General features: G+C 65.0%; 21 protein-coding genes and 2 tRNA genes. 9 read left to right on the top strand and 14 right to left on the bottom strand.

Features of this window, described 5'->3' with window-relative positions:
- Positions 1-71: 71 nt before the first annotated feature.
- Positions 72-1,172: a serine hydrolase domain-containing protein gene (locus tag WAB17_RS03060; RefSeq protein ID WP_435418566.1), complete on the bottom strand. Its 1,101-nt coding sequence runs from the start codon at positions 1,170-1,172 to the stop codon at positions 72-74.
- A gap of 186 nt (positions 1,173-1,358) precedes the next feature.
- Here WAB17_RS03060 and WAB17_RS03065 point away from each other — a divergent pair, with 186 nt between their 5' ends.
- Positions 1,359-2,558, top strand: a complete 1,200-nt coding sequence (locus WAB17_RS03065) for a cation:proton antiporter (RefSeq protein WP_435418567.1) — start codon at positions 1,359-1,361, stop codon at positions 2,556-2,558.
- On the opposite strand, the gene metH is transcribed toward WAB17_RS03065, so the two are convergent.
- Genes metH through WAB17_RS03085 form a run of 4 tightly spaced genes read right to left on the bottom strand, consistent with a single transcriptional unit; the run spans position 2,555 to position 8,142 of the window.
- Complete coding sequence (gene metH / locus WAB17_RS03070; RefSeq protein WP_435418568.1) at positions 2,555-5,185, bottom strand: methionine synthase; 2,631 nt, start codon at positions 5,183-5,185, stop codon at positions 2,555-2,557. The genes WAB17_RS03065 and metH overlap by 4 nt on opposite strands.
- 1 nt (position 5,186) lies before the next feature.
- Positions 5,187-6,233 (bottom strand): homocysteine S-methyltransferase family protein, encoded by a 1,047-nt coding sequence (locus WAB17_RS03075; protein ID WP_435418569.1) that lies wholly within the window; start codon positions 6,231-6,233, stop codon positions 5,187-5,189.
- Entirely contained in the window at positions 6,230-7,159 is a 930-nt protein-coding gene (gene metF / locus WAB17_RS03080) for a methylenetetrahydrofolate reductase [NAD(P)H] (RefSeq protein ID WP_435418570.1), read from the bottom strand. The genes WAB17_RS03075 and metF overlap by 4 nt, the downstream gene beginning before the upstream one ends.
- Positions 7,156-8,142 (bottom strand): ArsR/SmtB family transcription factor, encoded by a 987-nt coding sequence (locus WAB17_RS03085; protein ID WP_435418571.1) that lies wholly within the window; start codon positions 8,140-8,142, stop codon positions 7,156-7,158. Before WAB17_RS03085 ends, metF begins: the two co-directional genes overlap by 4 nt.
- Positions 8,143-8,246: 104 nt before the next feature.
- Here WAB17_RS03085 and WAB17_RS03090 point away from each other — a divergent pair, with 104 nt between their 5' ends.
- Positions 8,247-9,269, top strand: a complete 1,023-nt coding sequence (locus WAB17_RS03090) for an aldo/keto reductase (protein WP_435418572.1) — start codon at positions 8,247-8,249, stop codon at positions 9,267-9,269.
- Positions 9,270-9,275: 6 nt separating this feature from the next.
- Here the strand turns inward: WAB17_RS03090 and WAB17_RS03095 are convergent.
- Both WAB17_RS03095 and WAB17_RS03100 read right to left on the bottom strand, forming a co-directional pair.
- Positions 9,276-9,351, bottom strand: a tRNA-Thr gene (locus WAB17_RS03095).
- Positions 9,352-9,369: 18 nt separating this feature from the next.
- Positions 9,370-9,443: transfer RNA gene (locus WAB17_RS03100), tRNA-Cys, on the bottom strand.
- Between the two features lie 145 nt (positions 9,444-9,588).
- Here WAB17_RS03100 and WAB17_RS03105 point away from each other — a divergent pair.
- Complete coding sequence (locus tag WAB17_RS03105) at positions 9,589-10,374, top strand: acyl-CoA thioesterase (protein ID WP_435418573.1); 786 nt, start codon at positions 9,589-9,591, stop codon at positions 10,372-10,374.
- Between the two features lie 161 nt (positions 10,375-10,535).
- Here the strand turns inward: WAB17_RS03105 and WAB17_RS03110 are convergent, their stop codons facing one another.
- From WAB17_RS03110 to WAB17_RS03135, 6 genes are all read right to left on the bottom strand, one after another.
- Positions 10,536-11,351, bottom strand: a complete 816-nt coding sequence (locus WAB17_RS03110; RefSeq protein ID WP_435418574.1) for a crotonase/enoyl-CoA hydratase family protein — start codon at positions 11,349-11,351, stop codon at positions 10,536-10,538.
- 73 nt (positions 11,352-11,424) lie between these two features.
- Positions 11,425-11,829, bottom strand: a complete 405-nt coding sequence (locus tag WAB17_RS03115; protein ID WP_435418575.1) for a JAB domain-containing protein — start codon at positions 11,827-11,829, stop codon at positions 11,425-11,427.
- A 44-nt stretch (positions 11,830-11,873) separates the two neighbouring features.
- Positions 11,874-12,371 (bottom strand): hypothetical protein, encoded by a 498-nt coding sequence (locus WAB17_RS03120; RefSeq protein ID WP_435418576.1) that lies wholly within the window; start codon positions 12,369-12,371, stop codon positions 11,874-11,876.
- 20 nt (positions 12,372-12,391) lie between these two features.
- Positions 12,392-12,730: a hypothetical protein gene (locus WAB17_RS03125; RefSeq protein WP_435418577.1), complete on the bottom strand. Its 339-nt coding sequence runs from the start codon at positions 12,728-12,730 to the stop codon at positions 12,392-12,394.
- Between the two features lie 16 nt (positions 12,731-12,746).
- On the bottom strand, positions 12,747-13,250 hold the full coding sequence (locus tag WAB17_RS03130; protein WP_435418578.1) for a hypothetical protein: 504 nt from the start codon (positions 13,248-13,250) through the stop codon (positions 12,747-12,749).
- A gap of 194 nt (positions 13,251-13,444) precedes the next feature.
- A complete protein-coding gene (locus tag WAB17_RS03135; RefSeq protein ID WP_435418579.1) occupies positions 13,445-14,644 on the bottom strand; it encodes an LL-diaminopimelate aminotransferase in 1,200 nt (399 codons plus the stop codon).
- 164 nt (positions 14,645-14,808) lie between these two features.
- Here WAB17_RS03135 and WAB17_RS03140 point away from each other — a divergent pair, with 164 nt between their 5' ends.
- The 6 genes from WAB17_RS03140 (at position 14,809) to WAB17_RS03165 (ending at position 21,116) form a co-directional block, all read left to right on the top strand.
- A complete protein-coding gene (locus tag WAB17_RS03140; RefSeq protein ID WP_435418580.1) occupies positions 14,809-16,686 on the top strand; it encodes a PHA/PHB synthase family protein in 1,878 nt (625 codons plus the stop codon).
- A gap of 135 nt (positions 16,687-16,821) precedes the next feature.
- On the top strand, positions 16,822-17,601 hold the full coding sequence (locus tag WAB17_RS03145; RefSeq protein ID WP_435418581.1) for a phasin family protein: 780 nt from the start codon (positions 16,822-16,824) through the stop codon (positions 17,599-17,601).
- 223 nt (positions 17,602-17,824) lie between these two features.
- On the top strand, positions 17,825-18,157 hold the full coding sequence (gene clpS / locus WAB17_RS03150) for an ATP-dependent Clp protease adapter ClpS (protein ID WP_435419320.1): 333 nt from the start codon (positions 17,825-17,827) through the stop codon (positions 18,155-18,157).
- Positions 18,158-18,240: 83 nt separating this feature from the next.
- Complete coding sequence (locus WAB17_RS03155; protein ID WP_435418582.1) at positions 18,241-19,482, top strand: LptF/LptG family permease; 1,242 nt, start codon at positions 18,241-18,243, stop codon at positions 19,480-19,482.
- Positions 19,483-19,500: 18 nt separating this feature from the next.
- The gene (gene lptG, locus WAB17_RS03160) at positions 19,501-20,598 is read left to right on the top strand and encodes an LPS export ABC transporter permease LptG (protein ID WP_435418583.1); all 1,098 of its coding nucleotides are present in this window, start codon (positions 19,501-19,503) and stop codon (positions 20,596-20,598) included.
- Positions 20,595-21,116, top strand: a complete 522-nt coding sequence (locus WAB17_RS03165; protein WP_435418584.1) for a GNAT family N-acetyltransferase — start codon at positions 20,595-20,597, stop codon at positions 21,114-21,116. Before lptG ends, WAB17_RS03165 begins: the two co-directional genes overlap by 4 nt.
- Positions 21,117-21,120: 4 nt before the next feature.
- Here WAB17_RS03165 and WAB17_RS03170 read toward each other — a convergent pair whose 3' ends face one another.
- On the bottom strand, positions 21,121-22,209 hold the full coding sequence (locus WAB17_RS03170) for a fatty acid desaturase family protein (protein WP_435418585.1): 1,089 nt from the start codon (positions 22,207-22,209) through the stop codon (positions 21,121-21,123).
- Between the last annotated feature and the right edge of the window lie 69 nt (positions 22,210-22,278).

The following is a 22,278-nucleotide window of genomic DNA, read 5'->3' on the forward strand; positions in this document are numbered from 1 at the left end:
CGGAAGACGGGTTTCGCATGGTCGAAGTTCGCCCGCCGGTCAATCACCGAACGGCGCGGTCCGCCGCTTTCTCAATACGCGGGGGCGGATTTCATGGCGCGGGCCACCAGGTCGATCTCTCGCGGATCGAACCCGCCTTCGTCCTCGGCGGTTTGGCGGGGAGGAACGGCAGTGGTGAAATAAGCGAGGCCTGTGCCCGATTTCACGTCGAGCCAAAGTCCGGAACGCAGGCCATAGGCCTCGCCCGCATGGCCGATGCGGTCAATGCCGTCGGCGAACAGCCGGTCCTCGCACGAACGTCCTCCTGCCTCGATCCGCTGTACACCGAGGCCGTAACTGCAGAAAAACTGCTGCCCGCCGATATCCGGCCACGCCGATGACACCCATTCGAGATAGGTCCGCTCCGACAATAGGCCGCCGTCGGGTCCGGCCAGCAGCGCTTGGCCGATGCGGGCGAGATCGAGCATGCCGATCCGAACCCCGCCTTGCGGCGAGAAGACCGACGCATTGGTGCCGGGTACATATCCGTCGAGAGAGCAATCGACACCTTCGGCGACCGGAATGGTGCAATTGGGCGGCAGGCCGCCCGCATCGTCGCGTGCCACCTCGCCGGTATCGCGGTAGAGCACCACCGCGCGGACCACGAGGTCTTGGCTGCAACCGACCCAGTTTAGGCACGCCCTGATGCCCAACGGCGCGAACACGGTCCGCTCGACCAGCCGGTCGTAGCGCTCGCCGCTCGCTGCCTCCAGCACCGTCGCCACGACCGGCGAACCCAGATTGGCATATTCGAAAGGTGCGTCGCCCGGCGGGGCAGCGGCATACCAGGCGGCGGGATCGGCAAGGCGCTGTTGCAGGCTTTCGCCCAGCGGGATGACGTAATCAACCCTGTCGCGCAGTCCGGCACGATGCGACAGGATCTGCCGCAGGGTGACCGGGCGGTCTGGATAGCCGGGTGCGCGCAAGTTCCAGCCCAGATAGGTCGAAACATCGGCATCGAGCTCGACCTTGCCCTCGTCCACCAGCCGCAGGGCCGCGAGCGCCATGACGAGCTTGGAAATGCTGGCGATACGGACCGGGTCGTTGGCCTCGACGGCCCGACCCGTGGCGCGGTCGGCCATTCCTTTGACCACCACCGGGCGAGCCTTCGTCCGGTCGAATGCCACCGCCACACTAGCGGGCGGCGCAGGGGGTTGCACAGTGGCACAGCCTGGCAGCATCATGCAAAGTCCAAGGAAGGCAGAACGCAGCACCAGGCCATATTTATCCGCGACGACGCCAGGTCAAGCACAGGCTCGACCGCCCCCTTGCCAAGTTTCGGGCGATGTTTCATCCGCCCGGCTACGAGCGGGGCCGATATGACCATCAACGAATACTATCTCATCGCACTGCTGATCATCTTCGCCCTGCCTTGGCTGTTCTGGCGGGTCCTGCGGACGGACTATTTCGCGCCGCTGGTCGTGGTGCAGATCGTCGGCGGCATCCTGCTCGGCCCTGGCGTGCTGGGCGCGGCCATGCCGGACTACTACGCCTTCGTATTCCGGCCCGAAGTGATCGGCATGCTCAATGGCGTGGCGGTGTGGGCCGTGATGCTGTTCGTGTGGATCGCCGGGATCGAACTGGACCTGTCGCAGGCGTGGAAGCACCGACGCGAGACTTCGATTACAGCCGGCCTCGCTCTCGGAATGCCCCTGCTACTGGGATCGCTGGCGGCGATGCTGATCCTACGCTGGCCCGGCTGGCAGGGCCCTGAAGGAGCGACCTGGCAGGTTATCGTGGGCCTAGGGATGGCCTGCGCCGTCACCGCGCTGCCGATCCTGGTGCTGTTCATGGAGAAGCTCGAAATCCTGCGCCAACCTCTGGGACAGCGCATCCTGCGCTATGCCAGCCTTGACGATATCGCCATCTGGGGGGTCCTGGCGCTGATCCTGCTCGATTGGGAGCGGATCGGACGGCAGGCAGCCTTCCTGATCGGCTTTGCCGTGGCGGCGTGGCTGATTCGGCGGCTAATGCAGCGGCTGGGCGAGCAAGACCGCTGGCCGGTCGGGCTGATCTGGCTGGCTTTATGCGGCCTCGCCGGGGACTGGTCGGGCATGCATTTCATGGTCGGGGCCTTCCTCGCCGGCACGGTTCTCGACGCCAGATGGTTCGGCCACGAGGCGATGGACCGGTTCCGCAATATCGTGCTGCTGACGATCATGCCGGTGTTCTTCCTTTCGACCGGGCTGCGGACCCAGTGGGAAGTCGGCGGGGCGGTGGTGTTCGGCCTCGCGGGGCTGCTGCTGGCGGCGGCGGTGGCGGGCAAACTGATCGGGGTGGCCATCGCCGGGCGCATCCTCGGCTGGGCCAAGGGCGAGGCCCGCCTGATCGGCTGGCTGCTTCAGACCAAGGCGCTGATAATGATCATCTTTGCCAACATCCTGCTCGACAAGGGCATCATCACCAACACCGCTTTCACCGCGCTGCTGCTGATGGCAGTCGCGAGCACAATGCTGACGATCCCGATGGTGACCCCGCTGCTGAAGCGGCTGGACGAGCTGAAAGGCCGCGACGCCTAGTCGAGATTGGGCCTGAGCCAGCGTTCGGCGTGCTCGAGGCTGACTCCGCGCCGCCTGGCATAGTCTTCCAGCTGGTCGCGGCCGATCCGGGCGACGCCGAAATACTGGCTTTCCGGGTGGGCGAAGTAGAACCCGCTAACCGCTGCCGTGGGCCACATGGCAAAGCTTTCGGTGAGCGTCAGCCCGGCATTGGCGGGCGCGTCGAGCAGGTCGAACAGGATCGGCTTGAGGCTGTGATCGGGGCAGGCCGGATAGCCCGGCGCCGGGCGGATACCGCGATACTGCTCCTTGATCAGCGCCTCGTTGGTCAGCTGCTCGCCCGGTGCGTAGCCCCACAGCGTGGTGCGGACATGCTGGTGCAGCCGCTCGGCAAAGGCTTCGGCGAAGCGGTCGGCCAGCGCCTTTAGCATGATGTCCGAATAATCGTCCTTGTCGGCAAGGAATCGCGCCGAATGCGGCTCGATGCCATGGATGCCGACCGCAAATCCGCCGATCCAGTCGCCCGCGGGGTCGATGAAGTCGGCAAGGCAGAAATTGGCCCGGTCGCGGCTCTTCTTGACCTGCTGGCGCAGGAACGGGAGCACGACGTGTTCCTCCTGTTCGGGCAGGTGGATGGTCACATCGTCGCCATCCCGCGCGCAGGGCCAGAAGCCGCACACGCCCCGGGCGGTCAGCCATTTCTCCCCAACGATCCGGTCGAGCATCGCCTGCGCATCGGCGAACAGGCTGCGGGCGCTTTCGCCCACGACCTCGTCGTCGAGGATGCGCGGATAGGTGCCATGCAGCTCCCAGGCGCGGAAGAACGGGGTCCAGTCGATGCATTCGCGCAGGTCCGCGAGCGACCAGTCGTCGAACACATGCACCCCCGGCTGGTCGGGCGGCGCGGCCTTGTCGCTGAGATAGGCGTCGTAATAGTTCGCCCGCGCCTCCTCGAGCGTGAAGAGCTCGCTCTGCCCCTTGCCTTCGCGGACATCGCGGACGTGCTGGTAATCGGCGGCAGTGGTTTCGACGAACTCGTCGCGCTGGGTCTCGCTGAGCAGCCGGCTCGCCACGCCCACCGCGCGGCTGGCGTCGAGCACGTGGATTACAGGGCCTTCATAGGCCGGGTCGATCCGCAGCGCGGTGTGAACCTTGCTGGTGGTCGCCCCGCCGATCAGCAGCGGCATGGTCATGCCGGCGCGCTGCATTTCCTCGGCCACGGTCACCATCTCGTCGAGCGAGGGGGTGATCAGGCCCGACAGGCCGATCATGTCGGCATCGTTCTCGTTCGCGGCCTTGAGGATATCCTGCCACGGCACCATGACGCCGAGGTCGATTACCTCGTAGCCGTTGCACTGCAGCACCACGCCGACAATGTTCTTGCCGATGTCGTGAACATCGCCCTTCACCGTCGCCATGATGATCTTGCCCTTGGCCCTGCGTTCGTCCTCGGGCAGCAGGTCCTTCTCCGCCTCGATGAAGGGGATGAGGTGCGCCACCGCCTTCTTCATCACGCGGGCGCTCTTGACCACCTGGGGCAGGAACATCTTGCCGCTGCCGAACAGGTCGCCGACGACGTTCATGCCGTCCATCAGCGGGCCTTCAATCACTTCGATCGGACGGCCGCCGCGTTCCTCGGTCAGGGCGCGCATTTCCTCGGTGTCGTCGACCACATGGGCGTCGATACCCTTGACCAGCGCATGCTCGAGCCGCCGCTCGACCGGCCAGCCGCGCCATTCCTCGGCCTCCTTCTCGGCCTTGGCGTCCTTGCCCTTGTAGCTTTCGGCGAGCGCGATCAGCCGCTCCGTCGCGTCCGGCCGCCGCATCAGGATCACATCCTCCGCCGCCTCGCGCAGCGCCGGGTCGATATCGTCGTAGATATCGAGCTGGCCCGCGTTGACGATGGCCATGTCGAGCCCGGCGGGGATCGCGTGATAGAGGAACACCGAATGCATCGCGCGGCGCACGGTCTCGTTGCCGCGGAAGCTAAAGCTGAGGTTGGAGAGCCCGCCGCTGGTACGCGCATGAGGGCACGTCGCCTTGATCTCCGCCACCGCCTCGATGAAGTCGAGGCCATAGCGGTCATGCTCCTCGATGCCCGTCGCGACGGCGAAGATATTGGGATCGAAGATGATATCTTCGGGCGGGAAGCCGATGCCGGTCAGCAGGGCATAGGCGCGTTGGCAGATCTCGACCTTGCGTGCCCTGGTGTCGGCCTGCCCGGTCTCGTCGAAGGCCATCACGACCACGGCCGCGCCGTAATCCATGCACAGCCTCGCTTGTTCGAGGAACGGCTCCTCGCCTTCCTTCATGCTGATCGAATTGACGATCGGCTTGCCACTGACGCATTTCAGGCCCGCTTCGATCACCTCCCACTTGGAGCTGTCGATCATCACCGGCACGCGGGCGATATCGGGTTCGGCGGCGATCAGCTTGAGGAAGGTCGTCATGGCGTGGACCGCATCAAGCAGCCCCTCGTCCATGTTGACGTCGATTACCTGCGCCCCGTTCTCGACCTGCTGGCGCGCGACCTCGACCGCGGCGGCATAATCGTCCGCCATGATCAGCTTCTTGAACGCCGCCGATCCCGTGACGTTGGTACGCTCGCCGATATTGACAAAACGGGCGGTCGATACTGTGTCGGTCATGTCAGGCTGCAATCGTAAAGGGTTCGAGCCCGGCAAGGCGCATGTCGGGCGCGACCCTGGGTACGCGGCGGGGGCTGAGATCCCTCACCGCACTGGAGATGCGGGCGATATGGTCGGGGGTGGAGCCGCAGCACCCGCCGAGGATGTTGACCTGCTCGTTCTCGGCCCACTGCCGCACCAGTCCGGCAGTGGTCTCGGGCGCCTCGTCATACTCGCCCAATTCGTTGGGCAGGCCCGCGTTGGGATAGGCGAGGATCAGCGTATCGGCGATGCGCGAGAGCAACTGGACGTGCGGGCGAAGCTGTTCCGCCCCGAAGCTGCAATTCAGCCCGATCGTCACCGGTTTCGCATGGCGCACCGCGTTCCAGAACGCCTCGACCGTGTGGCCCGACAGGTTGCGGCCCGAAAGATCGGTCAGCGTCATCGACAGCATCAGCGGGATGTCGCGGCCCAGTTCGCGCGCCAGCCTGCGGACCGCGAAAATCCCGGCCTTGGCATTGAGCGTGTCGAAGATCGTCTCGATCAGGATGAAGTCCACACCGCCTTCGACCAGTGCGGCGGCCTGTTCGTGATAGACATCGGCCAGCTCGTCGAAGTCGATCTCGCGGTAGCCCGGGTCCTCGACATCGGGGCTGAGCGAAAGGGTCTTGTTGGTCGGGCCGATCGCGCCCGCGACGAAACGCGGCCGCCCGTCCAGCTTCTCGTATTGGTCGGCCAGCTCGCGCGCAATCCGGCCCGAGGCGCGGTTGATGTCGCCCACCAGCGCTTCGGCCGCATAATCGGCTTGGCTGATGCGGTTGGCGGAGAAGGTGTTGGTCGACACCACGTCCGATCCCGCGTCGAGATAGGCGCGGGTGATATCCTCGATCACGTCGGGGCGGGTCAGCGCGAGGATATCGTTGTTGCCCTTCTGATCGGCCTCGAGGCCGAGATCGCCGGCATAGTCCTCTTCGGCCAGCTTGCGGTTCTGGATCTGGGTGCCGAAGGCGCCGTCGAACACCAGCACGCGCTTGGCGGCTTCGGCCTGCAATTGTTCGCGCGCGCTCATGCTGCCGCTCCTGCCGGGCGCTTCCCGAGCATATGGCAGATGGCATAGGCAAGGTCGGCGCGATTGAGGGTGTAGAAGTGGAAATCGCGCACGCCGCCGGCATAGAGGCGGCGGCACAGTTCGGCGGCGACGGTGGCCGCGACCAGCTGGCGGGCGGCGGGGCGCTCGTCGAGCCCTTCGAACAGTCCGTCCATCCATTGCGGGATATTCGCACCGCACTGGCCGGCAAATTTGCGCGCCTGCGCAACGTTGGTGACGGGCAAGATTCCCGGCACAATCGGTGCAACTATGCCTGCCGCAGCCGCCTTGTCGCGAAACTCGAAGAAGGTCTCGGCGGAAAAGAAGAACTGGGTGATCGCCCGGGTCGCCCCGGCATCGAGCTTGCGCTTGAGGTTGTCGAGATCGGATTGCGGGCAGTTCGCATCGGGATGGGTCTCGGGATAGGCCGCGACCGAAATCTCGAAATCGGCCACTTCCTTCAGCCCCGCAACCAGCTCCGCGGCGTTAAGGAAGCCATCGGGGTGCGGCACGAAGGGAGCGCCCGGTTCCCCTGCATCGCCGCGCAAAGCGACGATATGGCGCACGCCGGCCTCCCAATAAGCCTCGGCGATGGCGCGGGTTTCGGCCTTGCTGGCGTCGACGCAGGTGAGGTGCGCGGCGGCGGGAATGCCTGCCTCGGCAATGATCCGGGCCACGGTCTTGTGGGTCCGCTCGCGGGTCGAGCCGCCGGCGCCATAGGTCACCGAGACGAAGCTGGGTGCCAGCGGCGCGAGTTCCTGCACCGCGTCCCACAGCTGCGCCTCCATCTTCTCGCTCTTGGGCGGGAAGAATTCGAAGCTGACCGCAATATCGCCGGGCAGGCCGGAGAACAGCGGCGTTTCGATCGCGCGGCGCGCTTCGCGCATCTGGTCGAGCGTGGGGCTCATCGGACCGGTTCCTTGATGGGGGTGGGGGAAGATTGCGTGCTGCGCGTGCCGAGCCAGACCTTTACCACCAGCTCGCCGCCGTCGAGGGCCACGGGCTTGGCGGGTGTGAAACCCGCCTGCTGCAACAATTCGCGCATTTGCTTGTCGGCGAAACCGAGCCGGACATGCTGGAACCGGTCGCGCAGTTCCTCGCGCGTGTGGGCAGCGAAATCGACAATGGCGATGCGTCCCCCCGGCTTCAGCACGCGGGCCGCTTCGGCCAGCGCGCGCTCCGGTTCGGCGGTGAAGTGCAGCACCTGGTGCAGCAACACCATGTCGAAGCGGGCATCGGCGAAAGGCAGGCCGAGGAAGTCGCCCTGCACCAGTTCGACCCGGTCGGGCGGCAGATGCTGCAGCTTGGCACGGGCCACGCGCAGCATTTCAAGACTCTTGTCGAGCGCGACGATATGGTCGGCGCTGCTGCCGAAAAGCTCGGCCATGCGCCCGGTGCCGGTGCCGATATCGAGCAGTTCGCCGAGCGGCGCCCTGCCCAGGACCTCCGTCAGCGCTTGCTCTACAGCGTCGTCGGCCGTGTGCAGTCGGCGCAATTCGTCCCAGCTTTCGGCATTGGCGGCGAACCAATCGGCCGCGCCCGCCTCGCGCGCCTGCCGGATAGCAGCAAGATGGCGGCGATCCTGCGTGCACTGACGCTCGAATTCTTCGTCGTCGGTCTCTGCTGCGACCAGCAAACGCGCAACGGCTCCCCCAAGCGCACCGCTGTCGGCATCGGCCAGCTTCGAACGCAGGAAGACCCAGCTACCCTCGCGCCGCCTCTCGGCGAGGCCCGCATCGCACAGGATCGCGACATGGCGCGAAACACGCGGCTGGCTTTGCCCCAGCACCTGCGCGAGTTCCCCGACGGCAAGTTCCATGGTACCCAGCAGCTGCATGATCCGCAGCCGGGTCTGGTCCGCCAGGGCGCGCATGGTGGCTTCGAGCTTCATGACACATTGCATATAAAGATATTGTTATATGTGCAAGTCCGCTTCGCGCTTGTTGCGTCGCGCGCAGCAATGTTACGCCTTGCCGCCCGTCAAGGAGAGCTTCGATGCAATATACCCAGTTCGGCCGCTCGGGCCTCACCGTCTCGCGGCTATGCCTTGGGTGCATGAGCTTCGGCGATGCCGCGGCCGAGGGGCATGACTGGACCATGGGCGAAGACGAGGCCCGCCCGTTCTTCCGCCAGGCGCTCGAAGCCGGGATCAATTTCTTCGACACCGCCAACATGTATTCGGGCGGCACCAGCGAGGAAATTACCGGGCGCATCCTCAAGAACATGGCCCGCCGCGACGAGATCGTGATCGCGACCAAGGCGCATTTCCGCTGGCGCAACGCACCCAACACCGGCGGCCTGTCCGCCAAGGCGCTGATGCATGCGGTGGATGACAGCCTGCGCCGGCTCGGCACCGACTATATCGACCTCTACCAGATCCACCGGCTCGACCCGCACACGCCGATGGAGGAAATCGTCGAGACGCTCGATGCCATCGTGCGCAGCGGCAAGGTCCGCTATCTCGGCGCCTCCAGCATGTACGCCTGGCAGTTCCAGAAGATGCTGCACCTGGCCGACAAGGCGGGCCTGAAGAAATTCATCTCGATGCAGAACTACGTCAACCTGCTCTACCGCGAGGAAGAGCGCGAGATGCTGCCGCTATGCCGCGACCAGGGCATTGCGGTGATGCCGTGGAGCCCCCTCGCCCGCGGCAAGCTCGCCCGCCCGGCCGATGCCCAAGGCACCGCGCGCTCCGAAACCGACCGCATCCAGTCGCTGCTCTACAGCCGCACCGAAGAGGCCGACCGCAAGGTTATCGACGCAGTCGAGGCGATCGCCAAGGCGCGCGGTGTGCCGATGGCGCAGGTGGCGCTGGCGTGGGTGCTACAGGTGCCCGGCGTCACCAGCCCCATCATCGGAGCGACCAGGCAGGGCCATATCACCGATGCAGTGGCGGCACTCGATATTGAACTGACTGTCGAAGAACTGATGGCCCTCGAAGCCCCCTATGTGCCGCACGCAGTGGTCGGGATGTTCGACATGCCGGAGCCGGCACTCAAAGTGACGATGCAGGAATGAGGGAAATGGTGCCGCTTACGTGACTCGAACACGTGACCCCATCATTACGAATGATGTGCTCTACCAACTGAGCTAAAGCGGCGCCCATGCAGTGATGTGGTGGAGGCCCGAGCCGGAATCGAACCGGCGTGCAAGGATTTGCAGTCCTCTGCGTAACCACTCCGCCATCGGGCCGAGCCCGCGCGTGCCACTGCTGCGTCGTGCGGGAAGCGGCCCCCTAGCGCCCTTCACGCGGCAGTTCAATTGCTATTCCGCGCCCCGCTCGTATGCGCGCCCGGGAGGGTAGCGCTTTGCAATCGATCCGGTATGAGCGGCGGCTATGTCGATTGCCCAGCTGCTCGCACCGATCAATGCCGCCCCCGACGGCAGCACCGCCCCCGTCACCCTCGCGGCAGAGGGGTGGATGCAGGGCCGCACGCTCTATGGCGGCGCCGGCTCGCTCATTGCCTATACCGCGGCAAGGCGGGCCTTTCCCGATCTTCCGCCCTTGCGATCGGCGCAGGTCGGTTTCGTCGGGCCGGTCGGGCAGGAAATCGCCACGCGGGTCGAGATGGTCCGGCAGGGTCGCAATGTCGCCATCGTGCGCAGCGAATTGCTGGTCGAAGGCGCGGTCGGGCTGACGGCGCTATGGGTCTTCGGGACCGAACGCGAACCCAATGCCGTCCATCCCGCCCCGAAGGTCGAGCCCTGGCCGCGTGATCCGGAGGATTTCGAGCCGCTGCCGCAGCCGCCGGGCAATCACTTCATCTCGCGCTACGACATCCGCCGCGCACAGGACACGAGCGGGCCGGGCGCGCCGCTCGTCCGCCGCTGGTTCCGCCTGCGCGAGCCGGAGACCCTCGACCCGGTCTCGACCCTGATCCTGATGGGCGACACCCTGCCGCCCGGATCCATGCGGGCGATGCAGCGGCAGGGGCCGTTCAGCTCGGTCAACTGGTCGTTCAACGTGCTCGACCCCGAAGCGACCACGCGCGATGGCTGGTGGCTGGGCGAGACCGCGAGCGACCATGCCGATCACGGCTATTCGAGCGAGCGGCTGCGGCTGTGGAACGCCGCAGGGCAACAGGTTCTGGCCGGCCAGCAGGCCATGGCGATTTTCGGATAAATCCCTGTTATTCAGCGATTTGGTATCGGAAAGTCACACTAAGTTCACACCAAAACCCAACAGCGCCCGGTGTAGGGCCTTCGTGCCAGTCACGATCGGAAAGAGCCAAATCCCCCTTAGCGACGGACAAGCGTGTAGGAAAATGCTCCCCCCGCTGCGGCCTAGACGTCGGCGTAGCTGGCCTTGCGCTTCTGCATCCCGGCCATCACCGCCTCGATCTGGTTCGGCTTGCGGATGACGGCGTCCTGTTCGACGCTTTCGGCCATCAGCAGCTCGGCCCCGCTGGCATCGTACATCATGTTGGTGATGCGCTTGGCCGCCTGCATCGCATGCGGGTTGCGGTCGGCCATGATCCGGGCAAGGTCGGTCGCCTTGCCGAGCGGATCCTCGCTGACATGGGTGGCAAGCCCCAGCGCCTGCGCTTCTGCGCCGCTGAATTCGCGGTTGGTGTAGATCAGCTCGCGCAGCACGTCGTCGCGCACCAGCCCGCGCCATAGCGGATAGCCGCCCATGTCGGGGACCAGCCCCCACTTCATCTCCATGATCGCCATGCGCGTCGCCGGATGGACCACGCGGATGTCGGCCCCGCTGGCGATCTGCAGCCCGCCGCCGAAGCACACGCCGTGGATTGCGGCGATCACCGGTACCTTGAGCTTGCGCCACTGCGTCGCCACCTGCTGCGCCCGGTTGGAATCGCCATGGGTCCGGTCGGCCAGCGTGCCGCCGGCAGGGCTGTTGCCCGAACCCGCATTGCCGAAGTTCGACAGGTCGAGCCCGGCGCAGAAGGCACGTCCCTCGCCCGACAGCACCACGGCGCGCACGCCCGGCTGGGCCTGCAGGGCATCGCCGGCCGCAATCATGGTTTCGAACATCAGGCTGTCGAGCGCATTCATCTTGTCGGCACGGATGAAGCGCACCTGGGCCACGCCATCGTCTTCGAGCATGATCGAGACGCGGTCGTTGGTCTGGAAATCCATCGGGGTTCTCTCCTGCGGCTATTGCCGCGAAGAGTTGCCGATCGGGACTGGTCTGTCCAGCCCGTACGAAGGGTCAGGCGAGCAATCCGGCTGCGGCCATGCTGAAAAACCGCTCGCGGGTGAAAATCAGGTGGTCGATCAGCGTCAGTTCCAGCGCGGCGCCCAGTTCCTGCAGCCGATGTGTCGCATGGATATCCTGCGGACTGGGCCGGCACCGTCCGGAAAGGTGGTTGTGCGCCATGATAAGGCTGCCGGCGCCGATGGAAAGCGCCCGATGCACCAGCGGCCGGGCCTTGAGCACCAGGTGCCGGCTGCTGCCGATGACAAAGGTCTCGTCATGGAGGTAGCGCTGTGCCGCATCGCAATAGACGATGTGCAGGCGTTCCTCCGCCGCACCTTCGAACTTGGCGTGAAGATAGCCGAGGAAGGCCGGATCGGCCAGCGGCGGCGGTATCGCGCCACCCTGGGACGACAGCAAGGGAAGCGCCTGCCCGTCCGCGCGTATCCTTTGCTGCACGCCCATCAGACGAAACTCGACCTTGACCCGCGACCCGGCGGCGTGCGCCAGTCGCGATAGGGGCCGAGGCGCCGGGTGCGCCTCAGGTGGCGGGCAATTCCCCCCGCAACCACCAGCAGCTGGAACCAGAAGGGAATGGTGAAGAGAAGGTAGTAGGAAAGGCTCGTCACCGGTTCTGCCAACATGCGCACGATGTGCGCAGTAAAGGCCACCAGCTGCGCGGCAGCGAGCACCATCGGATAGAACCGGTTGGCCTGCAGGCTGACCGTCACGAAACAGACCAGCGCTGCCGTGTCGAGCAGCAGGTGCCAGGGATCGATCACAGCGAAGGTATCGGACGGGCCGAAGAAGGCGTGGTACGTCCGGTCCATCACGACCATGCCGAGCAATGTCCCAGCGCAGGCCCGTTCGGGGCCGCCGCCCGCCAGCAGGGCCGCGACGAATAGCGCGACGCTCGCCACATTGAGGATCGTGCCCTCGTATTGCAGCAGGAGCGCTATCATCCGCGGCCCTCGCCTCCCGCTCAGTCGACCAGGGCCGGCTGCGGGGTTTCGATGGCGCTGGGCGAGATATAGGTTTCGCCGGCCTCGCCGCCCGGACCCATGTATTCCCGGCTGACCTTGTTCAGTTCTTCGTGCACCCGCAGCAGATTGGTCGACATGGCGAGGGCCTGCTGCTCGGCCTGGAGCAGCCGCAACATCGCCTTCTGGGCCGCATCGACACCGACATCGGGGTTCTGCCGCGCTTTCAGGATGACCTGCTTCAGCTTCGAACAGGCGATCATCGCTTCGTCGGTGACCGCTTCGGCCTCGCGGATGTGCTTGCGGATCAGGGCGGCGTCTTCAACGATGCGTGCGGTCATGGCTGGATGGCTCCGTTCAGGCAGCCGGTTCGAGGGATCCCGCCTGCACTTGTCGATCACGGGGTCCGAACTGCTTTCCGCCCGACGCCTGACTCACGGAGAGTGCCGCCGTCACCACCAGAATGACCAATACGATGAACGCAATGGCCAGACCGATGATGACGGCTAGGCGATAGAGGACAGCATGATCGCCGTCGAGCACCCCGGGGACTACCCGGGGCTCGTGCCTGACCAACCATGGCGCCTCGATCGCAAGTGGCGCCACATCGGCCAGGACGAACTCCCCGGGTGCGACCCGGTCTTCTGGTTCGTCGATTTCGGCCTTGGGCGGCACTCCAGAAATTGTCGATGCAACATTTCTGGAGGGTGCAGGTTCGCCTTCCCCCTCCAGCTCCGCCCTGTAGGCTGCGCACAGATCGTTGAGGTTGGACACGGCGTAAGTGTCCTTGAGCGCACGGATATGCTGGTTGATGCGGCTTTCGGAAACACCGAGTTCGTCGGCGACGAGCTTGATCGGCATGCGCCTGTCGATGCGCACGAGTACTTCGATTTGCCGGTCCGTTAGCGAACGGAAGCGGGGCGACCCCATGGCATTACACTCCTAGCTTGCACAAACGACTAGGCGAAATTGTACGAATCGGCAATGCAATCGCCACGATGCGTGACATGTTCCCCGGCTAACCGCGGGCCTCTGGTGTCGCCTGGTTCGGGTCTTCAGGCCGCGCCGGTGTTGACGCCCATGCTGGCCAGGTAACGCTTGATGTTCCGCGCCGCCTGCCGCAGCCGCTGCTCGTTCTCGACCATGGCTATACGGACGAAGCCCTCGCCCTCTTCGCCGTAACCCACGCCCGGGGCCACGGCCACCTTTGCCTCGGTCAGCAATTGCTTGGAGAATTCGAGGCTGCCGAGATGCGCCAGCGCGGGTGGCAGCGGAGCCCAGGCGAACATGCTGGCCGGCGGCGGCGGGATGTCCCAGCCTGCCCGCCCGAACGCCTCCACCATCACGTCGCGCCGCTTGTGATAGATCAGGCGGTTTTCCTCGACCACATCCTGCGGTCCGTTGAGCGCGGCGCATGCGGCCGCCTGGATCGGGGTGAAGGCGCCGTAATCAAGATAGCTTTTCACGCGGGTCATCGCCGCGATCAGCTGCTGGTTGCCCACGGCAAAGCCCATGCGCCAGCCGGCCATGCTGTAGGTTTTCGACATGGAGGTAAACTCCACCGCCACATCCTTGGCGCCCGGCACCTGCATGATCGACGGGGTCGGCTTGCCGTCGAACCACAGTTCGGAATAGGCAAGGTCGGACAGCACCCAGACCTGGTTTTCCTTCGCCCAGGCCACGAGCCGTTCGTAGAATGCCAGATCGACGGTCTCGGCCGTCGGATTGGAGGGGTAGTTGACGACGAGGACGCTGGGGCGCGGCACGGTGAAGGCCATCGCCTTGTCGAGGCTGCTCCAGTAATTCTCGTCCGGCGTGGTCGGCACGCTGCGGATCGTCGCCCCGGCAATGATGAAGCCGAAGGTATGGATCGGGTAGCTCGGATTGGGCGCCAGCACCACGTCGCCCGGCGCGGTGATTGCGGTGGCAAGGCTCGCCAGCCCTTCCTTCGAGCCCATGGTGACGACCACTTCCCGCTCGGGATCGAGTTCCACGCCGAACCGGCGGGCATAGTAATTGGCCTGGGCCTTTCGAAGGCCGGGAATGCCCTTCGACTGCGAATAGCCGTGCGCGTCGGGCTTGGCTGCGACTTCGCACAGCTTGTCGATGACGTGCTGGGGCGGCGGGCGGTCGGGATTGCCCATGCCGAGATCGATGATGTCCTCGCCCGCCGAGCGCGCCGCATGCCGCATCGCGTTGACTTCAGCGATGACATAGGGGGGCAGGCGCTTGATGCGGTAGAAGTCGGTGTTCATGGGATCCCGGTCTGTCGTGTTCCTGTAGCCCTGCAGCTTTGCAGGTTGGCTCTAGTGGCGCAATGTTGCAGGGCGCGCAATCGAATGCGCCATTGGGTCATGCAAAGTGGGCCTTGCAGCCACAGCGCCGATTGCGCAAGGATTGCCGCGCAGGAGACAAGCGCATGAGCGACAAGACCGACCCCGACCGCACATTCAGCAAGCTGTTCGACCTGCAGGACGAGGCCGCACGCTCGATCTTCGGCCAGATGATGCCCGGCGCGATGCCCACGGGGATGCCGGACCTCGCCAGCCTGAGCGATGCCGGGGCGTGGGCCAAGAACGCCAGCACCATGCAGGCGATGTGGCTGTCGTTCCAGGCGGAACAGGCCGCGAAGCTGGCGAAGGAACTGCCCGACCCGACGCGCTGGATGGCGTATCTCGACAGCTTCCACAAACGCATGCCGATGGTCGACCTTTCGGCGCAGCAGGCGTTCTGGGGCGATGCGCTGCAGATGTGGCAGGGCGTGCTCGGCCAGTTCGGGGGCCAGTTCGGCGACAATTCCGCCGCTGCGCCCGAGCTGCCGCGCAAGGACAAGCGGTTCCGCGACGAACGCTGGAGCAACAACCCGGTGTTCGCGTTGATCCACCAGAGCTACCTGCTGATGGCCGAACAGCTCGAAGGCATGATCGACAGGATCGAAGGCGTCGACAAGGACAAGCGCGAGCAGCTGCGCTTTGCGGTCAAGGCGGTGATCGATGCGCTGAGCCCGTCGAACTTTGCCGCGACCAACCCGGTTGTGCTGGAACGGACGCTGGAGACCAAGGGCGAAAACCTGGTCAGGGGCATGCAGCACATGCTCGACGACATGCGGCGCGGGCAGCTTACCCACACCGATCCCGATGCCTTCAAGCTGGGCGAGAATATCGCCGTGACGCCCGGAAAGGTCGTGCACGAGACCCCGCTCTACCAGCTGATCCAGTATTCGCCTTCGACCGGGGAGGTGATCGAGACCCCGCTGATAATCTTCCCGCCGTGGATCAACCGCTTCTACATCCTCGACCTCAATCCGAAGAAGAGCTTCATCCGCTGGGCGGTGGACCAGGGCCTTACCGTCTTCGTCGCGAGCTGGAAGTCGGCCGACGCGAGCATGAAGGACGTGGTGTGGGACGATTACATCCGCGCCCAAATCGATGCCATCGACCATGTCCGCCAGCGGCTCGATGTGCCGAGCGTTCACGCGATCGGCTATTGCGTGGCGGGGACGACGCTGGCGGCGACGCTGGCGATCCTTGCCCGGCGGGGAGAGCAGGACAAGGTGGCCAGCGCAACCTTCTTCACCGCGCAGGTCGATTTCACCAAGGCGGGCGAACTGCTGCATTTCATCGACGACAAGCAATTCGCCGCGATCGAGGCGCTGTCGGGCGGGGGGTACCTCGACGGGCGTTACATGGCCGCGACCTTCAACCTGCTGCGCGGGACCGACCTCATCTGGAACTACGTCGTCAACAACTACCTGCTGGGCGAGGATTATCCGGCCTTCGACCTGCTGCACTGGAACGGCGACGTGACCAACCTTCCGGCCAAGTGGCACAAGGCCTATCTTGAGCAGCTCTATCGCGACAATCTGCTTGTGGTGCCCGATGCGCTCAGTGCCGACGGGACGCCGATCGACCTGACGCGCGTGTCCGTGCCGACCTACGTCCAGGCCGGCAAGGAAGACCATATCGCCCCGGCCGAAAGCGTGTGGAAGATCCGCGACCATTTCACCGGCCCGATCCGTTTCGTGCTGGCGGGGTCCGGCCATATCGCAGGGGTGGTGAACCCGCCCGACAGCGGCAAGTACCAGTACTGGATCAACGAGGATCCCAAGGTCGAGACGCTGAAGCAATTCCGTGACGGTGCGGTCGAGCATCCCGGCAGCTGGTGGCCCGACTGGATCGAGTGGATCCGCGCCCAGGGCGGCAAGAGAGTGAAGGCTGCCGGCAAGCGTGCACCCGGCTCGGGGAAGGACGACAGCGTCATCGAGGATGCGCCGGGCCGGTATGTGATGAGCCGCTGAACCGCCTCGCAACCCCTTGCAATCACGGCCCTTTCCGGTTTATGTTGCACTGCACAAAAAATCCTTGACTTCGCGCTTGCAATGCCTATTTTGTGCACTGCAACATAATGCAGTACGTGAAGTAAGGACATTCCCATGGCTGACACCGCCACGAGCAAGATCGATGCCGCTGCCGAGAAGGCCTTTGCCGAAGCAGCTGCCAAGAAAGTAGATACCCCGAAGGCCGAAGCTGCCGCCGAGGCTCCGAAGCCTGCCGCCAAGACCGCGGCCGCACCGGCCAAGAAGGCTCCGGCCAAGAAGGCCCCTGCCAAGAAGCCGGCGGCGAAGAAGCCTGCTGCGAAGAAGGCCGTGACCAAGCCCGTTGCCAAGAAGGCTCCGGTCAAGAAGGTCGCCGCCAAGACTGCACCCAAGAAGACCGTCGCCGCCAGGAAGGCTGCGCCGCTGACCGCTACCGTTTCCAAGATCAAGGATACCATCATGGCTACCGACACCACCAAGATCACTGAAACCGCCAAGGAATACGCTGCCGAGGCGCAGACCCGCCTGAAGGGCGCCTACACCAAGGGCACCGAACTCGCCGGCGACGTTGCCGAGTTCAACAAGGCGAACCTCGAAGCCGTCGTCGCTTCGGGCAAGGTCCTTGCCGCCGGCATGCAGACCATGGCGCGCGAAGGCTTCGAAGAAGCCAAGAAGGCTGCCGAAGTCGTGACCGCCGACGTCAAGGCGATGACCGCCGTCAAGTCGCCGACCGAACTCGTCAAGCTGCAGGGCGAACTCGCTCGTCGCAACTTCGACGCTGTGGTCGCCTATGGTTCGAAGAGCACCGAAGCGTGGCTGAAGCTCGCCAACGAAGCTTTCGCCCCGATTTCGACCCGCTACAGCGAAGCCGCCGAGAAGTTCTCGAAGGCCGCCTGAGGTTCGACGAAACAGTTTGAAGGCCGGGTAACCTCTCCTCTCCCACCCGGCCGGATACTGGAAGGGCTGGATAGCGAAAGCTGTCCAGCCCTTTTCTTTTTCCGGTTAGGCTTCGCTTAAGCTGCAAGGCCCATCTTGCAACGCCTGCCGCCGATACGATATTGCAGGGCCGATGACCGACCTTTCCCCTCCCTTTTTCGCTGCCGCGACCGTCGCCATCCGCATGGCCGGCGACGAGGACGGCCAAGGGGGTGCCGGCGGCAGCCAGGTCGGCGTCGCTACCAAGACCGTCGCCAAACCCAAGAAGCCGAGCCAGTACAAGGTGCTGATGCTGAACGACGATTACACCCCGATGGAATTCGTGGTGATGGTGCTGAAGCGGTTCTTCAGGATGGATCTGGACCAGGCGACGCGGGTCATGCTGCACGTCCACCAGAAAGGCGTCGGGGTATGCGGCATCTTTCCTTACGAAGTGGCCGAGACCAAGGTGAACCAGGTGATGGATTTCGCCCGGCAGAACCAGCATCCCTTGCAATGCACGCTGGAAAAGGCCTGACCGGCATTCCCGCCATCACAGGGCATGACCGCAGCGTAATTTGCCGCTAGGGCGGGAACGACACCAACAGCCAAGCGCGAACCTTGCTCCGATTCCTCCCCTCCATCGACCGGTACATCCTGCGGCTGACGATAGTGCCGATGATGTCGGTGTTCGTGCTCGCGGCATCGCTGCTGCTGCTCGACAAGATGCTGCGGCTGTTCGATTTCGTCGCGGTCGAAGGGGGCCCGGTCGGCGTCGTGTTCAAGATGCTGGGGGCGCTGATCCCCGAATATGCCAGCCTCGCCATCCCGCTCGGCCTGCTGCTCGGCATATTGTTCGCCTTCCGCAAGCTTGCCACCACCAGCGAACTCGACGTGCTCCACGCGGTCGGCATGGGCTATGGCCGGCTGCTGCGCGTGCCCTATGCGATCACCGCCGTGCTGGTCGCCGTCAATGTCGCGCTGGTGTTCTACATCCAGCCGATGAGCCGCTATACTTACGAACTGCTGGAATACGAATTGCGCTCGGGCTCGCTCGGCGCCTCGATCAAGGTCGGCGAATTTACGACGCTGGCCGACCGCATGGCGCTCCGCATCGAGGAGAGCGAGGACAACGGTCGCCAGCTCAAGGGCATTTTCGCCCGGGTCTCCGACGAGAAGGGGCAGGTCCTGTCGATCAGCGCACGGGAAGGCCGTTTCCTTGCGACCACCGACAGTCCCGACACCATCATCCTGCGCCTGACTGAAGGCACCATCGTCCAGGACACGGGCGGGCAGACCCCGCGGGTGTTGAGCTTTTCGCGGCACGACCTGCCGATCGATTTGCCGCGGATCGAGCAGTTTCGCGCCCGCGGCGATGCCGAGCGCGAGTACATACTGCCCGAACTGTTGAGCATCGGCTGGAACCGCGCGGAGCCGGCCGTCAAGCGCGACGCCAGCCAGGCCAGTTTCCACTTCCGGCTTGTTGAAGTGGTGATGATGCTGCTGATGCCGCTGCTGGCGGTGGCTCTGGCCGTACCGCCCAAACGATCGAGCAGCGCGCTCGGGGTGTTCGTGTCCATCGTGATGGTCGTCGCCTACCACAAGGTGAACCAATACGCCGAAGACATCGCCGCCCTGGGCCGGGTCGATCCCATCCCTGCCCTGTGGGGCCCGTTCGTGGTGTTTGCCGCACTGATTGTCTGGATGTACTGGACGCTGGCTTTCAAGCCCGGGGGGCAACCGATCGGAGCGCTCGAGAGCGCGTTCGCCAAGCTGTCGAAGCGGCTAGGCAAGCTGTTTCGCCGCCGCCGTCACCGGACCGACGATTTCGCGCAGCCCGTAGCGCCTCAGCCAGACGAATAGAAGCCGGAGCCGCCCGCAATGCATCTGGACTTCTTCCCGTCGCGCACACTGACGCTCTATCTCGCGAAATTGTTCGTCGTGCGCATCCTTGCCGTGCTGGTGATGCTGGTGCTGGTGCTGATGATGCTCGACCTGCTTTCCACCAGCGGCGACATCCTCAAGGTCCCGGGCAATGGCCAGGCCGAACTGCTGACCTATGCGTCGCTGCGCATCCCGCAGCTCATCCAGCGTTTCCTTCCCTACTCGGTCCTGCTTGCGACCATCATTTCGCTGATCACGCTGAACCAGAACAGTGAAGTCATCGCCATGAAGGCGGCCGGCCTGTCCGCCCACCAGGTGCTCGCGCCGCTATTGCTGACCGCACTGCTGGTATCGGCCACCAGCTTCGTCTTCAACGAACGCGTCGTGACCCGCGCCACGGCGACGCTGAAAGCGTGGGATGCCACGGAATACGGGGCCTTGCCGGCCGAAAGCAATGTCAAGGCGAACGTCTACATCACGGACGGGACCAATATCCTCACCGCGAGGACCGTCACCGGCACGGGCACATCCATCAAGCTGGGCGATGTGACATGGTACCAGCGCACCCCGGCCGGCAGCATCGAACGGCAGATCAGGGCGCCCCGCGCGAGCTTCGTCAAACCTGGCTGGCGACTGGAGAATGCGCGCGAGTTCGACGTCGCCACAGCCGCCACCACTGAGGTCGACAGCATCGTGATCGGCAAGGCCCTGACCCCCGACCAGATCGAGCTCGAGGCGATCGACCCGGATGCCGAACCCTTCTGGTCGCTGGGCAGCGCGATCGACGCCTACGAGGCGACCGGTCGCCGCACCAGCGAGCTGCGCGCAAAGTGGTGGCACAAGCTGGCAGGGCCGCTGAGCGCCTTCCTGATGCCGCTGCTCGGCGCGGTTGCCGCTTTCGGCCTGGCGCGTTCCGGCCAGCTGTTCGTCCGCGCGGTGATCGGCATGGCGCTGGGCTTCGCCTATTTCGTCGTCGACAATGCCGCGCTCGCCATGGGCAGCTTCGGTGGCTACCCGCCGCTGCTCGCCGCGTGGGCGCCCTTCTTCCTGTTCCTACTGGTCGGCGAGACCGTACTGATCCGGACCGAGGAGTGAGCGCCGACTGGCACTTGCGGCTCGCCCGGCCCGGCGATGCCGAGCAAATGCCGGCAATCGAAGCGCGGGCGGGCAGATTGTTCGACACAATCGAGGGGCTGGCAGGGCTGGCCGGGCAGCACATTGTCCCTGTCGAACGCCTGCAGCGCTTTATCCGCAAGGGACATTGTCTTGTCGCCCATGTCGGCGAACGCATGGCGGGCTGGCTTGCCAACGAGCCGTTCGGACGCGAGCTGCATATCTGGGAGTTCAATGTCGATCCGGATTTCCAGCAGCGAGGGATTGGCGCGGGCCTCCTGCGCGCTTGCCTGATCGACGCTGCCAATTCGGGCTTCAAGGCTGTCACGCTCACAACCTTCCGTGACGTTCCCTGGAACGCCCCGTTCTATCACAGGCTTGGGTTCGATGAGGTCACGGCGCTCGACGCCCACCCCCGTCTTGCGGGCGAGCTAGCGGTCGAGGTGGATCACGGGCTGCCTGCGGATCGCCGCTGTGCTATGATCCGGTTCCTTGACTGACGGTTCAGCGAGCCGCCATCGTGCTGCGTGCGATACGACCAACCAAGTGCAGCATCCCGGGGTGGTTCGCGCCTTCATAGGTCGAGCCAGCACCCAGTTCCCGGCGCAGCCGGCGGTGCGCCTCTGGCAGGTCGTGGTAGGGCATAGAGGGCATCAGGTGGTGCAACGCGTGATAACGCAGGCCCACCGGCGCCCAGATTTCCGCGGCGAGGCCCGGCGGTGGCACGTTGACGCTGTCGAGGAACTGAGCGGTGACGGTCATCGCCTCGCCATCGTTTTCCCATAGATGCGCCACCAGCGTGCGCAGCTGGTTCAGCACGGCGGTGAGCGACAGCACTGCACCGGCCGTCAGCAAGGGCGCCCATCCGAACAGGGACACGCTGCCCATCAAGGCCCAGGCCCACAGCATGCCAGCGGTTTCCTGCCAGAGGACGCGCGGCCGGAAATCTGGCTCCGGCGGGCGGCGGCGGAAATCGGGATTGATCGACAGGGCGCTGGCGCGTTCCCACACCAGCCGCCGGAGCGGCGGGATAACCGCACCCAGGGGCACCAGCACTGCGAACCGCAGGATCAGCCCGACCGGGGCCAGCAGTGCCACCAGCACGAACACCGGCAGGCTCCACGGCTTCATCAGGGCGAGCGGGAGGTATTCGGGATCTTCTACCGTGCCGTACTGCGTGCGCTTGTGATGCAGCGTGTGCACATTCTCGTACATGAAGGACGGCACCAGCAGCGGGATGCCAACCAGCAGGTTCCAGCCCGTGCGGAACCCGGGCAGGGCATCGCGGTGGAGATGCGTCAGTTCGTGGATGAACATCAGCGCGCGATAGAATGCCAGGGCACCGACCAGTCCGAAGGCGATCTTGGCAGCCACCGGACCGGCGAGGATGGCACCCGCGACCCCGGCATAGCCGAGCGCTGCCGACCCGATCATGTCGGGCCAGTAGATCGCGGCACGGGCTTCGCCGAGATCCCTGGTGGCATCGCGCGCGGCGCGCAGCATGGCCTTGTCGTCCGGCATTTGCGCATGCCAGCTCGAAGCGGTCGCTTTCGGCGCGGACTGCGCAGGATCGAGGGTCTGTTCGATGGTCATGGGTTCTGTCTCGAGGATGGCCCTTACCGCATCCCGCAGGCAAAGGACAACGCGGCCTTACGGCCAGAG

Origin of the sequence: Parerythrobacter aurantius, from assembly GCF_045291475.1 — a bacterium.
GTDB lineage: Bacteria > Pseudomonadota > Alphaproteobacteria > Sphingomonadales > Sphingomonadaceae > Parerythrobacter > Parerythrobacter aurantius.